At 62.8% G+C, this 14,671-nt stretch carries 10 protein-coding genes; 5 read left to right on the top strand and 5 right to left on the bottom strand.

The genetic code is table 11. From position 1 onward, the window contains the following. Window positions 1–60: 60 nt before the first annotated feature. Complete coding sequence (locus tag RPMA_RS24265; RefSeq protein ID WP_211910210.1) at window positions 61–3,285, top strand: PAS domain-containing sensor histidine kinase; 3,225 nt, start codon at window positions 61–63, stop codon at window positions 3,283–3,285. Here RPMA_RS24265 and RPMA_RS24270 read toward each other — a convergent pair. After that, window positions 3,263–4,483: an NnrS family protein gene (locus tag RPMA_RS24270; protein ID WP_211910211.1), complete on the bottom strand. Its 1,221-nt coding sequence runs from the start codon at window positions 4,481–4,483 to the stop codon at window positions 3,263–3,265. The two genes, RPMA_RS24265 and RPMA_RS24270, sit on opposite strands and share 23 nt — an antisense overlap. Before the next feature lie 18 nt (window positions 4,484–4,501). Beyond that, window positions 4,502–4,945 carry a pseudoazurin gene (locus RPMA_RS24275; protein ID WP_211910212.1) on the bottom strand — a complete coding sequence of 148 codons (444 nt, stop codon included), beginning with the start codon at window positions 4,943–4,945 and terminating at the stop codon, window positions 4,502–4,504. A gap of 150 nt (window positions 4,946–5,095) precedes the next feature. On the opposite strand from RPMA_RS24275, the gene RPMA_RS24280 reads away from it, so the two are divergent. After that, window positions 5,096–5,803: a Crp/Fnr family transcriptional regulator gene (locus RPMA_RS24280; protein WP_211910213.1), complete on the top strand. Its 708-nt coding sequence runs from the start codon at window positions 5,096–5,098 to the stop codon at window positions 5,801–5,803. A 10-nt stretch (window positions 5,804–5,813) separates the two neighbouring features. On the opposite strand, the gene RPMA_RS24285 is transcribed toward RPMA_RS24280, so the two are convergent. Next, a complete protein-coding gene (locus RPMA_RS24285; protein WP_211910214.1) occupies window positions 5,814–7,148 on the bottom strand; it encodes an ATP-binding protein in 1,335 nt (444 codons plus the stop codon). Further along, window positions 7,145–7,810, bottom strand: coding sequence for a response regulator transcription factor (locus RPMA_RS24290; protein ID WP_211910215.1), 666 nt, complete (start codon window positions 7,808–7,810; stop codon window positions 7,145–7,147). The genes RPMA_RS24285 and RPMA_RS24290 overlap by 4 nt, the downstream gene beginning before the upstream one ends. 359 nt (window positions 7,811–8,169) lie before the next feature. On the opposite strand from RPMA_RS24290, the gene RPMA_RS24295 reads away from it, so the two are divergent. The 3 genes from RPMA_RS24295 (at window position 8,170) to RPMA_RS24305 (ending at window position 13,451) form a co-directional block, all read left to right on the top strand. Next, a complete protein-coding gene (locus tag RPMA_RS24295; RefSeq protein WP_249225379.1) occupies window positions 8,170–10,482 on the top strand; it encodes a TonB-dependent receptor in 2,313 nt (770 codons plus the stop codon). 149 nt (window positions 10,483–10,631) lie between these two features. Then, the gene (locus RPMA_RS24300) at window positions 10,632–11,645 is read left to right on the top strand and encodes an extracellular solute-binding protein (protein ID WP_211910216.1); all 1,014 of its coding nucleotides are present in this window, start codon (window positions 10,632–10,634) and stop codon (window positions 11,643–11,645) included. Between the two features lie 165 nt (window positions 11,646–11,810). Next, entirely contained in the window at window positions 11,811–13,451 is a 1,641-nt protein-coding gene (locus tag RPMA_RS24305; protein ID WP_211910217.1) for an ABC transporter permease, read from the top strand. Here the strand turns inward: RPMA_RS24305 and RPMA_RS24310 are convergent. Next, window positions 13,448–14,521, bottom strand: coding sequence for an AI-2E family transporter (locus tag RPMA_RS24310; RefSeq protein WP_211910218.1), 1,074 nt, complete (start codon window positions 14,519–14,521; stop codon window positions 13,448–13,450). The two genes, RPMA_RS24305 and RPMA_RS24310, sit on opposite strands and share 4 nt — an antisense overlap. Window positions 14,522–14,671 lie beyond the last annotated feature (150 nt).

Here is a 14,671-nt window from a genome sequence, read left to right on the forward strand (position 1 = left end):
CCCCGCAGATCATACCGTTCAGACGAGGCGAACATTGAGCGACTCAGCCATGAAATGCCGATGAGTGATGCGATTTATCAGTTGCGGGGTGTAGGGGATGCGCGGCTCGCCGCGTATGCGACCGGCATCCAGCCAGCATGGCTGTGGTCGCTCGACGGCACGCGCGTGCTGTGGGCCAATCCCGTCGGCACCCGGATTTTCGGCGCGCGCAACGCTGCTGACCTGTTTGCAAAGCCATTCGGCCCGGCCGATCCGCATCGTCGGCAGATGTCACAACTGGCAACGCGGATGCCTGTGTCCGGCGCGACGCGGTTGGAGCGGCTGCGCGGCTTCGGTGCCCCCCTTGGCGGCCTGATGACCTGCGCCTGCACCCGGCTGGACTTCGATGACGGCAGTGCTGGCATCTTGATCGTGGCGGCCGAGACACCCGGCGGCCGCGGAATGCCGCTGGTGGAACGGCTGCAAAATCTGGTCGAAGGCATCGACACCCCGATCGCCGCTTTTGCGCGCGATGGCCTGTTCGTCGGCGCCAGCGAGACCGCCCGTGCTTTGCTCGGCTTCCGTAATCTCGCCGATGCCGGACTCGACCAGGCGCGCGACCATGCCTTGAAGGATGGCCGAGCCGAGACGCCGATCGGCTTCGGCCGCATGGTCCTGCAGCGCGTCGGCAGCGGCTCGGATATCGGCCTCGTCGCGCTGATCGCACCGGGCGCCGTGCATCCCGCACCCGAGGAAGAAACGCTGGGCGCGGACATATCGGTTGCCGAAGCACAAGAGGCCACGCCTGTCGCGCCGGCATTGCCGACGGATGTGATCGATGTCGATCCGGATCTCGCGGACTGGGGACAGGCTGAAGCTGCTTTGATGGAGCCATCGGCCCCTGTCGTGGAAACCGCGCCAGCCGAGCCCGTCGTCAGCGAGCCGCCTGCACCGACAGGACTGCCCGCAACGCCGCAGAGCCTCGTCGATCTTCCGACAGAACCACTGCCGTCGCTTGAACCGCGCGCGATCCCGCTGCGCTTTGTCTGGCAGCTCGATGCCGACGATACGTTCACGCTGACATCGGATGAGTTCAAGCGCCTGATCGGCCCGCATGCATCTGCCATGTCGGACCGCAAATGGAGCGACATCTCCGCTGAGTTTGCGCTCGATCCCGATCATCATTTCGCACAGGCGCTCGCGACCCGGCAGACCTGGAGCAATGTCACGCTTTTGTGGCCGGTGGACGATGGCGGCCGTCTGGCCGTCGAGATGGCGGCACTGCCGCTGTTCGACCGCGCGCAGAATTTCACCGGCTATCGCGGCTTCGGCATCTGCCGCGATATCGACGGCATGAATCGTCTGATCGAACAGCGCCACCATGAGGCGCCGGACGATCCGCCGCCGCGACCGCTGTCGGCGGATATCGTGCAGGCAGGCCCTGTCGATGACCCCGTCGAAGCCCCGATCACACCGCCCGACAGCAATATCTCTGAACCGACACCGCCCGACACGACGCTCACCAACCAACCGGACTTGCCCGTGCAGCCACCCGAGAATGTCGTTCACCTGCGGCCCAGCGATCCGAAATCGCCGGCGCTGACCCCGGTCGAGAACAGCGCGTTCAACGAGCTTGCGCGCCGGCTGTCCGCACGTCTGGAATCCGAGACTGTCCTGATTGCGACGCCGCCTGATGAAGTGCCAGCGATCGATGCAGGCGAACAAGACCAGCAAGACCCGCCGGCCACTTGGCTTGCTTCGCCGCCGTCGGCCCCGCGTGGCGAGATGCTGCGCGACCGCATGCTGCTGGATCTGATGCCGGTGGGCGTCATGATCTATCGGCTCGACCGGCTGCTCTATGCCAATCCCGCATTTCTCGCGCGCCTGAACTATCCGACGCTGACAGCACTGGAAGATGCCGGCGGTCTCGACATGCTGCAGGTCGAGGCCGACGTGTCGGCTGCATCGAGTGCGTCCGATGGCGGCACGACGGTGACGATCGCCGCCAATGACAAATCCGGCGAAGGCGCCCTGCACGCGCCGGCTTCAGCCCGCATGTTCTCGATCACGTGGGACAATGAGCCCGCGCATGTGCTGATTTTCTCGACGACGCAGGCCGAGGCAGCGGGCACGGCATCCGCCGTTGCACCTGCACCGGAGCCCGTGACGGAGCCCGTTTCAGAAGCCGGCCATGTCGATGCCGAAGATCTGGCGGCCATCCTCGACACCATGGCCGAAGGCGTCGTGATGTTCGACGCCGAAGGCAATATCAATTCGTGCAACCGCAGCGCTGAAGCCTTGTTCGGCTATGATGGCGAGCAACTGACCCAGCGCAATGTGGTCGATGTGTTCGCGCATGAGAGCCGCCGCATTGTCAGCGACTATCTCGACAGCGTGAAGCAGGCGAGCGCCAACAGCCTGCTCGACCATGGGCGCGAAGCGCTCGGCCAGGTGCGCACCGGTGGGTTGGTGTCGCTGTCCATGATCATGGGCCGTACCCGCGCCGACGGTCCGAACTTCTTCGCCGTGTTCCGCGACCTCAGCCAGACCAAGAAGACCGAATCCGAACTGCTCAATGCACGCCGGCAAGCTGATCGCTCGGCCACTGCCAAGGCCGATGTCCTTGCGCGCATCAGCCACGAGGTTCGAACGCCACTGAACGCCATTATCGGCTTTGCCGATGTGATGATCGATCAGCGCTTCGGCCCGCTCGGCAATGAGCGCTATGGCGAATATCTGCGCGACATCCGCAGCTCCGGCGAGCGCGTGATCGCCATCGTCAACGACCTGCTCGATCTCTCGCGGATCGAAACCGGCAAGATCGACCTCGCTTTCAGCTCGCAGAATCTCAACGAGATGGTGGAGCAATGCGTCGCCGTGATGCAGCCTCAGGCCAATCGCGGCCGCATCATCATCCGCACATCGCTCGCGCATCTGCTGCCGACCGTCGTGGCCGATGCGCGCGCGCTGCGGCAGATCACACTCAATCTGATCGGCAATTCGATCCATCTCGCCAATGCCGGCGGACAGGTCATCGTGTCCACGGCACTGTCGGATCTCGGTGAAGTCGTCCTGCGCGTGCGCGATACCGGCCACGGCCTCAACGAAAATGAAGTGGCCGCCGCGCTGGAGCCGTTCCGCAGTTCCGGCCCGAGCGATACCGAAAGCGCCGGCGTCAGCCTGTCGCTGACCAAGGCGCTGGTGGAAGCCAACCACGCGCGCTTTCAGATCAAGAGCGCACCGAGCTCCGGCACGCTGATCGAAGTGGCGTTCTCGAATGCGGTCAATTCGGCGCTGAAGGCCTAGCTGTCGCGACCACGCGTTCGCCGCGTGTCTTACGATAGCCGATCAGCAGCGGCGCATAGGCAATTGCGAAGCCGATAAATGCCAGTGCCCAGGCCAATGCCGCCGTATGCAGCAGCGGCAGCATGTGGTCCGGCACCAGTGCTGCACAGACCCGCGCAAGCGCCGCCACGATGATCGCGACATAGATCGCCAATGTGCCGCGCGAGGCATGCAGCGCCTGGCCGGTATGGCCGAGCGACGCGCGGCTCATCACCGCAAGCGTCATGACCCCGGCGGCACCGCCCATCCATGCATGCAGGCCGGCACTGGGCGTCGTAAGGTTGGACCAGGATGCCGCGGTCAACAGAAACCCGGCGGGCACAAAAGCATAGCCAATGTGAAGGATCAGCAGCAGCCCTTCGCGGGTCGTCCGATCGCCAGCCCAACGGGCCAGCCGCACGATATGCAACACGCCCACGATCGCGAGAAACCCCGCCGTCACTGCACCTGCGGGATCGGCGATCCACAGCAACAATGCTGCTGCGCTGAGCACGATCACCATCTTGTCAAAGCGCGCGAACGGCACCGGCAGGCGTCCGGGATTTTCCCGCACCAGCCAGTTCCGCGTGAAGCTCGGAATGACGCGGCCTCCGATCAGCGAGATCAGCAGCACCACCACGGCAACGCCGATGCGGATGCTGATATCAGCCATCACGACATGCCGCGCTTCGAGATGAAACGCGATATCTCCGAACAGCAGGCAGCCGACGATGCCGACGACCGGGAGGTTGCGCCAGTTCTTGCCAGCCGCGATTTCGCGTGCCGCAGCAATCACGACCAGCAACAGGAAGCTCGCGTCCACCAGCATGGCGGCAAGCCAGCCGATATGCGCGGAGAAGGTGACAGCGACGCGTCCAGCGATCCACAGCAGCACGAGGCCCAGCAACGGGAGGCCGCGAATTGGCAGCCGCCCGGTCCAGTTCGGAATGGCGGTGAACAGGAAACCTGTCACCACCGCCGACAAATAGCCGTAGAGCATTTCGTGGATGTGCCAGTCCCGCGGCACGAAGCTTGATGCGATCGCGAGCCGGCCGTGAAAGGCCGGTATCCATACCAGTACAGAGAGACCCGCATAAAACGCACCGAGCAGGAAGAACGGGCGAAATCCTGCTGAGAATAGCGGTGCCTCGGCAATGGCACGGAGACGCGAAGGCATCATCACCTCCTCATATGTCAGCTACTTTGCAGCAGCTTTCTCGAACAGCGCGGCGAAAGCTGGTTTGGCTTTGCCGGGATGCGAAACGGCTTTGGCTTCATCGACATTTGCAGGCGTGCCGACCACGACCAGCGCCACCATGCCCATGCCATAATGCGGCATGCACTTCACGCCATAAACGCCGGGCTTATCGAAGGTGACCGCGACATCCTGGTTCATCTTGCCTGCAAACGGGGTTGCATCCGCGGGCATCATGCCTTTGATGGACTCAGCCATGTGGGTCTTGTCGGTCGCAACGAATTTTACGGTGTCGCCGGGCTGCACTTTGACCAGTGCCGGCTCGAACACCATCGCGGTGCCGTCGGCTCCCTTGTTGAGCATCTTGATCTCGACCTCGGCGGCCTGGGCGGCGCCAGCGAGCGACAATAGGACAGCGGCGGTTGCAAGCATGACAGCCTTGCGCATGGACATTCTCCGTCAGTTTCCCCGCCAATTGCGCGGGATGTCGGAAAATAGGCCGGGGTTACCGCAGCGACATTGCTCTAGCGCAAACTTCCCCTTGATCGCGGTCAACAGGCACTGTCTAGAAAGGCAGAGCAGGAGCTTACAAAACGCATGACGATCGACAGTTCACTGGTTGCGCATCTGCCCTTGTTCGCGGGTCTCGACATAGCCACCTGCGAGACCATCCTGCGGGACGCGCATTCGCTTCATGTCACCAAGAACAAGGCGGTGTTCGAGCAAGGCGAAGAGGTGCATTCCTTTTATCTGCTCCTGCACGGCCATATCCGCGCCGCCAAGATGACCCCGGCTGGCGAACAGGTCATCGTTCGCTACGTCTCGGCTGGTGAGATCTTCGGTGTCGCCCAGGCGATCGGCCTCGCCACCTACCCGGCGACAGCCATCGCGGTCGAAGACAGCGTGATCCTGGCATGGCCGGTCGCTGCATGGGCCCGGCTGACCGCGGAATTTCCGACGCTTGCCGCGAATACGCTGAAGACCGTCGGCGGCCGGCTGCAGGAGGCGCATAGCCGCGTCGTTGAAATGTCCACCGAACAGGTCGAACAGCGCGTGGCCCATGCGCTGCTGCGGCTCGCCGATCAATCCGGCCGCAAAAGCGATGAAGGCACGGCCATCGATTTCCCGCTCAGCCGGCAGGACATCGCAGAAATGACCGGTGCCACGATTTTCACCGTCAGCCGCACCCTGAGCAGCTGGGAGCAGCGTGGCCTGATCACCAGCAGTCGACAGCGTGTGGTGCTGCGCGATCCCGTGGCGCTGCGCATTTTGGCGGACACCGTGCCGGACGATAAGGACGCGTGATCTACAGGCGTCACGCTGCCTTCGGCGATAGAGCCGCAACGTCCCCCTGATCCAGCCGGATGGCGACCTGCCCGGACACACCACGCACACCCGGCCGGTTTGCAATCGTCAACGTGAAACCGCTGCGGTCCGCGGCGCTTTTCGCGATTGCCAGACCAAGCCCGGTGCCATCGATATCCACTGGGGCTGCACGGAAGAAACGGTCATAGAGATGCGGGATCGCGCTTTCCGGAATGCCGCATCCGGTATCGAGCACCTCGATGACCAGACTATCATCGAGCCGCCGCGTGCCGACGCTGACAGAGCCTCCCTCGCGGGTATAGCGCACGGCATTGTCGATCAGGTTGGACACGATCAGGCGAAGATCGTCGGCACGGACATGAAGCGCACAATCCGGCTGCGACTGGACCGTCAGCGTGACGCCCTTGGCTTCCGCGACAGGCGCGAAGCCGGCCGCGATCAGACTGATCAGCGCCTGCGCGTCCACCACTTCGGCTTCGCTTTCGATCGAGGCATCGGCGCGCACCAGCGTCATCAACTGATTGACGGAATAGGACGCACGACGGATGCCATCGAGCAGATCCTGCGCGGTCTCGCGCGACGGCCCGCTCAGTTCGCGCGCACGCAAATTGTCGATCTGGATCTGCAGGGCGGCAAGCGGCGTCCGCAATTCGTGGGCGGCATCGGACACAAAACGACGCTGTGTTTCCAGTGCCAGCTGATGGCGTTCGATCAGCGAGTTCATCGCCGTGATCAGCGGAACCACTTCCACAGGGATGCCGGTCAAGCCAAGCGCATCCTTCGCGTCCGCGCTGCGCGCACCAATTTCCGATGACAGATTACCCAGGCCGGACAGGACACGTTTGACAGCCCACCAGATGAGCAGCCAGGCAATCGGGATAGACACGGCGAGCGGCACCGCGGCGCCTGCAGCCGCATAGGCGGCAACTTCCTCACGCGCGCTCCAGCGCTGCGACACCTGAATGGCGTGGCCAGCATCGCGTGACCGGAACACACGCCAGCGTTCACCGCCGGCCGTAACATCGGAATAGCCCAACTCCGGCTGCAACGGGATATCGACGACGGGACCGGAGCGATGTAGCGGCTGCTGCGCTTCATTCCAGATTTGGATGACGAGCTGATCTTCGAGTTCGGCATCGATCCGTGGCTCGATGTCCTGCCGGAACACCATGCCTGCCGTCATGGCCACTTCATGCAGCGCATTGTCCTGAAAGCTGTTCACCTCGTATTTGACAAAATAATACGACGTGACCGCAGCCGCGACGCCGACGAAGATGAGCAGACCCGTGACGTATCCCATCACGGTCTTTCGCAATGAGGTCATTGTCCCTCCTTCGTGACCATCCAGCCCGCGCCGCGCACGTTCCGCACGATGTCCTTGCCGAATTTCTTGCGCAGGCCGTGGATCAGCACATCGACCGCATTGCTCTGCACTTCCTCGCCCCAGCCATAGATCCGGCTTTCGATCTGGCTGCGCGACAGGATCTGCCCCGGTCGCTCCATCAATGCATTAAGGACGGCAAACTCGCGCACCGACAACAGGTGCCTGACCTCACGGAACGTTGCCACCTGCGTCGATGGATCGAGCGTGATGTTGCCGGCCGTCATCAATTGTTGCGCGCGGCCGTTGGTCCGACGAATGACGGCACGCATCCGCGCCAGCAGCACCGGCAATTCAAACGGCTTTACGATGTAATCGTCGGCACCGAGATCGAGGCCGGCCACCATGTCGGATACGCCGTCCCGTGCGGTGATGATCAGCGCGGGCGTCATCAATCCCGATGCCCGCTTGGCCTTGAGGACGTCGAGGCCGGACATCTTCGGCAAGCCGATGTCGATCAGCGCCATGGCATATTCGGAGCGATCCAGCGCCGCGAATCCATCCACGCCATTGCGTGTCCAGTCCACGGTCATGCCGTTCTCGCTCAGGCCCCGAACCAGCGCCTTGCCGAGCATGGCATCGTCTTCAATCAAAAGAACCCGCATGGTGGGAGAGCTTTGCCTCGGCAAATGAGGATGATCCAGGATGGAGTACGAACAACCGACAGCGACAATTCTCTCGCTGCTCATGGATGAGCGCTAAATGATATGAACGCCGGCGCATGCCGGAAAATTCCCGTTCGGCTTGCGAATAGACCAATGTTTAGAGCGATTACAATCCAGGCTGCGCCGATTGCGACACCTGCGCAACAGCGCCGGGCATATCGGCTCGATCTCGAAGGATTCTAATCTCGATCTAATTCGCCCCTAATTCTCCGAACCGCAAATGCGTCCGCGTGTTTCCGGGGAGACGCGCGAGCAGTCGCCGTTCTGACGGCGCAAGAGAACTTAGGGGCGTTATGATCATGACCATCCAGACAACGATCGCGGGGCACAGTCTCCGCGTACACAAGGCCTTTCTGATTTCCACCAGTGCCGCAGCCGTGTTGGCCGCAGGCTTGTGCATCACGGAATCGGCGATGGCGCAGACCGCAGCGTCCGGTGCGTCCTCATTGCCGCCGGTGCAGGTCGATGCACCGAGCGCCCGCGTCCGCCGCGCCCAGCCGCAGCGCGCCGCCACCAACCGAGCCGCCCGCCCGCAGCGCGCCGCGCGAACCGCGCCGGTCGTCGCTCAGCCGCTCAGCGTCCGCAGCCAGGATGCCCGCACCGGCCAGGTCGGCTACATCACCACCAGCATTTCCTCGGGCACCAAGACCAACACGCCGCTGGTAAACGTGCCGCAGTCGGTATCGGTGCTGACCAAGGACTTCATCAAGGACCAGGATTTCCGCAGCATCGGCGAAGCCATCCGCTATGTGCCGGGCGTGGTCCCGCATCAGGGCGAAGGCAATCGCGACGATCTCGTGATCCGCGGCCAGCGCACAAATGCCGACTTCTTCATCGACGGCATCCGCGACGACGTGCAATATTTCCGCGATCTCTATAACACCCAGCGCATCGAGGTGCTGAAGGGACCGAACGCCATGATCTTCGGTCGCGGCGGCGGCGGCGGCGTCATCAATCGCGTGCAGAAGGAAGCGGATGGCGTTCCGATCCGCGAAGTCACCGTGCAGGGCGGCTCGTTCGGCAATGGGCGCGTCACCATGGACACCGGCGGCGCCGTGAATGAGAATGTCGCGGCGCGTATCAACGCGATGTACGAAAACTCCGGCTCCTATCGCGATTTCGTGCATCTCGAGCGCTACGGCATCAATCCGACGATGACGATCCGCGGCGAGGACACCAGCGTCAAGCTCAGCTACGAATATCTGCACGACGACCGCACCGCCGATCGCGGCATCCCAGCCCAGGGCACCGTGCCGGCTCCCTCGCCCGCGCGCCCGACCGTGCCGGTCAATACCAGCTATTCAACCTTCTTCGGCAATCCCGATCAGAGCTATTCCAAGCAGGACGTGCACATCGCCAATGCGGTGATCGAGCACGACTTCAACAACGGCCTGACCGTGAAGAACTCGTCGCGCTATGCGAATTACGACAAGTTCTACCAGAACGTCTTCCCGACAACGAGTTTCTTCGTCAACCCAGCGGGCCAAGCGTCTATCTCCGCTTACAACAATCTGGCGCAACGCGAAAACCTGTTCAACCAGACCGACTGGACCTACCGGACCCATACCGGGCCGATCAAGCACACGATCACCTTCGGTACCGAATTCGGCCAGCAGAACACGTTCAGCCTGCGCAACACCGGCTCGATCAATGGCGGCGCGACGCTGCTGGTACCGGCTTCCAGCCCGACCACTTTTGCGCCGTGGACCTTCACCCACAACAACGCGACCAACGGCGACGCCAACGCCTATGCGACGCTCAATCTCGCCTCGGTTTATGTTCAGGACCAGATTGAGTTCAACCGCTATCTGCAGATCATTGGCGGCGTGCGCTACGACCGCTTCGATCTCACCGCCACGAATCTCAACCCCGGTGGCACCCGCGAGAGCCGTGTCGACAATCTGGTTTCGCCGCGTATCGGTGTGATCGTGAAGCCGATCGAGAATGTCTCGGTCTATGGCAGCTACAGCACGTCTTATCTGCCGAGCGCCGGCGATCAGTTCTCGTCACTGACGCCCTCGTTGGCTTTGACCGTGCCGGAGAAGTTCATCAACAGCGAAGTCGGCGTGAAGTGGGACATCCATCCGCGCCTGCAGGCGGCGGCGGCGGTGTATGACCTCGATCGTGAGAATCAGCGGTTCATCGTCAATGGTCTGGTCACTGCCCTCGGCAAGACGAACACCAAGGGTGCCGAACTCAGCCTGACCGGTTACGTCACCGACCAGTGGCAGGTCACCGGCGGCTATGCCTATACGGACGCACGAATCGTAGATGCCAGCTCGGCCACCATCGTGGCCGGCAACCGCGTCGGTCTCGTGCCCTATAACACTTTCACCATGTGGAATAAGTATCAGTTCACTGAGATGTGGGGCGCTGGCCTCGGCGTCATCCATTACGATAACTTCTTCGCGACCTCGGATGACACCGTTCGCCTCAAGTCGTTCACCCGCGTCGATGCGGCGGTCTATTTCCGTCTCGACAAGACGTGGCGCGGTCAGTTGAACATCGAGAACCTGTTCGACACCCGCTACTTCGCCTCGGCCGATGCGGCGAATAACATCACCCCTGGCTCGCCGCGTGCTTTCCGCGCGTCGATCACTGCAAACTTCTAAGCTAGCAGCGAGGGCCGCAGGTATTCGGTACCTGCGGCCCTCTTGTTTTGAATCATTCTAACGACACGGCGCGACGTTGCGTCACTGACGCAAAATCGCGCGCTGCGCTACGTCATCTCTATTGCAACGCCCCTTGCCGGAGCACGTCCATGATCAAGCGTTACGCCCTCGGTACTGCCCTCGTCCTCGCCATCGGCGCGCCCGCCGCGCAGGCCTCCGGTGAGGTCAATCTCTACACCTATCGCGAAGGCAAGCTGGTCGCCCCGCTGGTGGAGGCATTCACCAAGGAGACCGGCATCAAGGTCAACGTGATCTCGGCTTCGTCCGGCCTTGAGCAGCGTATCAAGACCGAAGGCGCCAACAGCCCCGCTGACGTGCTTCTCACTGTCGATCTCGGCCGCCTCGACGACGCCGTGAAGGCGGAAGTCACCCAGCCGATCAAGTCCGAGGTGATCGACAAGACGATCCCGGCGCAATATCGCGATCCCGATGGCAACTGGACCGGCATCTCCATGCGCGCCCGCGTGATCTATGCCTCGAAGGACCGCGTGAAGCAGGATGCGATCACCTATGAAGAGCTCGCCGATCCCAAGTGGAAGGGCAAGATCTGCATCCGCTCCGGCCAGCACATCTATAATAACGGCCTGTTCGCTGCTTACGTGACCAAGCATGGCGAAGCCAAGGCCGAGGAATGGCTGCGCGGCGTGAAGGCCAATCTCGCCCAGAAGCCTTCGGGCGGTGATCGCGAGACCGCACGCGACGTCGCGGCCGGCAAATGCGATCTCGGCATCGGCAACACCTATTACTGGGCGCTGATGATGAACGGAGATCCGGACAAGAAGCCTTGGGCCGAAGCGACCAAGGTGATCCTGCCGACCTTCGCTGGCGGCGGCACCCATGTGAACCTGTCCGGCGTCATCCTCGCCAAGAATGCGCCGAACAAGGCCAATGCGATGAAGCTGATCGAATGGCTGGCCGGCGAGCAGGCGCAGAAGATCTATTCGGACACGAATTACGAGTATCCGATCCGTGCCGGTGTCGCGATCAACCCGACCATTGCGGGCTACGGCAAGCTGAACGCCGACCCGATGCCAATCGCCAAGATCGCCACCAACCGCAAGGCTGCCTCCACGCTGGTGGACAAGGTCGGGTTTGATAATTGAGATCGACGGACCGTGCAGGCATCATGCCTGCATGACGATGATCACCTCACAAGCGATGTTGTCCACGCCCCCCGGCGCGGACGATGTCCGGAGAGAGCGGACCGGCAGACTCCAAGCTGCAGGCGTCCTCTCTCTCCCATTCCTTTTGCGCAGGCCTGACCGCGCGTGACCCGCACAGTTCCCGAAATCATCGCGATCTTCCTCGCAGCCCTGACGGCGCTTGTCGTCGCGGCGCCGGTGATCAGCATCGCCGTGCTTGCGCTGCAGCCCGAAGCAGAGCTCTGGCAGCACCTGCTCGCCTACGTCCTGCCCCAGGCGCTGCGCGACACCGCGGCCCTCCTCATCGGCGTCGGCATCGTCGCGCTCGGCATCGGCGCCGGCACCGCCTGGCTGATCTCATCGCATGACTTCCCCGGCCGCGCGCTGTTGCTCTGGCTGCTGCCGCTCCCGCTGGCGATTCCGACCTATCTCGCCGCATATGTCTATGTGGACCTGTTCGAGCCGCTCGGCCTCGTCCATCGCACGCTGGCGACGCTCATGCCGATGCCCGATGCGATCAAGCTGCTGCCGGCCATGCGCTCGCTGCCCGGTGCGATCTTCGTCATCGGCCTCGTGCTGTACCCTTATGTCTACCTCTCCGCCCGCGCCATGTTCCAGCATCGCAGCGCTGATTTCGCCGAAGCCGCCAAGGTGCTTGGCGCCGGCCGCTGGACCACCTTCCGCCGCATCTCGCTGCCAATGGCGCGGCCGGCGCTCGCCGTCGGTCTCGCCCTCGTCGCGCTGGAAACGCTGAACGATATCGGCGCCAGCGAATATCTCGGGGTACGCACGCTGACGGTGTCTGTCTTCACCACCTGGCTCAATCGCGGCAGCCTAGCCGGCGCGGCGCAGCTCTCATTGTTCATGTTGGCCATCGTCACGGTCCTGATTGCCATCGAGCGGTTCGGCCGCCGCGAAAGCAGCTATGAGTTCTCCGCCGAGAATCCACGGCTGATGGCGCGCACGCAGCTCCATGGCTGGCGCGGTGCGCTCGCCCTCACAGCCTGCCTTCTTCCCGCGCTGCTCGGCTTCGCCGTGCCATTGCTCTATCTGTTGCATCAGAGCATCCGTCGCGGCTTGCTGACGACTGAGACCACCGTCTGGCGCGATGCCGGCCACACGATCATGCTCGCCGCCATCGCGACCGGCGTTGCACTGTTGCTCGGGCTGATCGTGGTTATCGCCCAGCGATGGCGCGCCTCGCGCCTCACCGACGCCTCTTTCGCCATCGCACAGACCGGTTACGCCCTACCCGGCCTCGTGCTGGCGCTGGGTTTGCTGACGCCGGTACTGTTCATCGACAACAGCCTGAACGCGCTCGCCCGCTGGATCGGCGCGACACCGCCCGGCCTCGTGATGGTCGGCTCCGGCGCTGCCGTTGTCATCGCCTATGTGATCCGCTTCCTTGCAGTACCGACCGGCTTCATCAAAGCGGGCTTCGAGCGCATCCCCGTCGATTACGACGACAGTGCCCGCGCCGCCGGCGCGCCTGTCATGACCAGCCTGCGCGTGATCCAGTTGCCGCTGCTGCGTCCGGCGCTGCTCGGCGCCGTCATTGTCGTCTTCGTCGATTGCCTGAAGGAATTACCGGCCACGCTGCTGCTGCGCCCGCTCAATGTCGAGACGCTGGCAACCTCGATCTATCAATATGCGAGCCGCGGCAGTTTTGAGGAAGGCGCACTGGCAGCGCTGCTCATCGTTGCCGCGAGCATCGGCCCGGTGATGTGGCTCGCACGGTTTGCCGATGTACCGAAGGGGCCGGTTTAAACGGCCTTTTCCGTTTCGACGTCGCCGCCCTTCCGCGACTTCGCAAAGATCGCCCACCCCGCCACGAACATCGCCGCGATCACCGGGCCGACGACGAAGCCATTCAGCCCCAGCGCATTGATGCCGCCGATGGTGGCGAGCAGGATGAGATAATCCGGCAGCTTGGTGTCCTTGCCGACCAGCATCGGGCGCAGAATGTTGTCGACGAGGCCGATGACCAGGAAGCCATAGGCGATCAGCACGATGCCCTTCACGACGGAGCCCGTCGCCAGCAGATAGATCGCCACCGGCATCCAGACGAGACCGGCGCCCACCGCCGGCAGCAGCGACAGGAAGGCCATCAACACCGCCCACAGCAGCGCGGCGCTGATGCCGAGGATCCAGAAGATCAGCCCGCCCAGCGCGCCCTGCGCCAGCGCCACCAGAATGCCGCCCTTCACCGTGGCGCGGATCACCACGATGAATTTCTCGATCAGGTCATCGCGCAGCGATGGCCTGAGCGGAATCGCATCCTTGAAACGCGCTGCCAGCGTATCGCCGTCCTTGAACAGGAAGAACAGCAGATAGAGCATGATGCCGAGCTGGATGATGAAGTCGAAGGTGCTCTGGCCGATATTGAGCGCCTGCGAGGCGATCATCTGGCCACCCTGCATCAGGCCGCTGGAGAGCTTTTCCTGCAGGCCGCTCAGGTCTCCGATACCGAAGCGATCGAGCAGGCCCTTGAGCCACCCGGGTGCAGCATCGAATATCTGCTGCATGAAGGTGACAAGATTGAATTCACCCGACTTCATCTTGGCGAAAACAACAGCAGCCTCCTTGGCGAGCGACGCGCCGACCATGGTCAATGGCAGGATGACGATGAGGACGATCAGGCCGACCGTGAGCAGCGCCGCCGAATTCGAATGTTTCGGCATCCGCGCCAGCAGGCGGCGATGCATCGGCGCGAACATGATCGCCATCACCACGCCCCACAGGATGGCGCTGTAGAAGGACGACAGGATCCAGCCGAACGCGAGCGACACCGCGATCAGCAGCAGCATGAAGGTACGGTCTTCGAGACGGGCGCTCATGCAATGTCCTTCAAATATGGAAATGCCCGGCGGAGGCCGGGCATTGCTCTCAAATCGTAGCCCGGATGGAGCGAAGCGCAATCCGGGGATGTAGAATTCGTTGAAACGCTCGTTCCCGGATTTCGCTGAGTTTATCATCGGGCGCGCTTC

The organism is Tardiphaga alba, assembly GCF_018279705.1.
GTDB classification, from domain to species: domain Bacteria; phylum Pseudomonadota; class Alphaproteobacteria; order Rhizobiales; family Xanthobacteraceae; genus Tardiphaga; species Tardiphaga alba.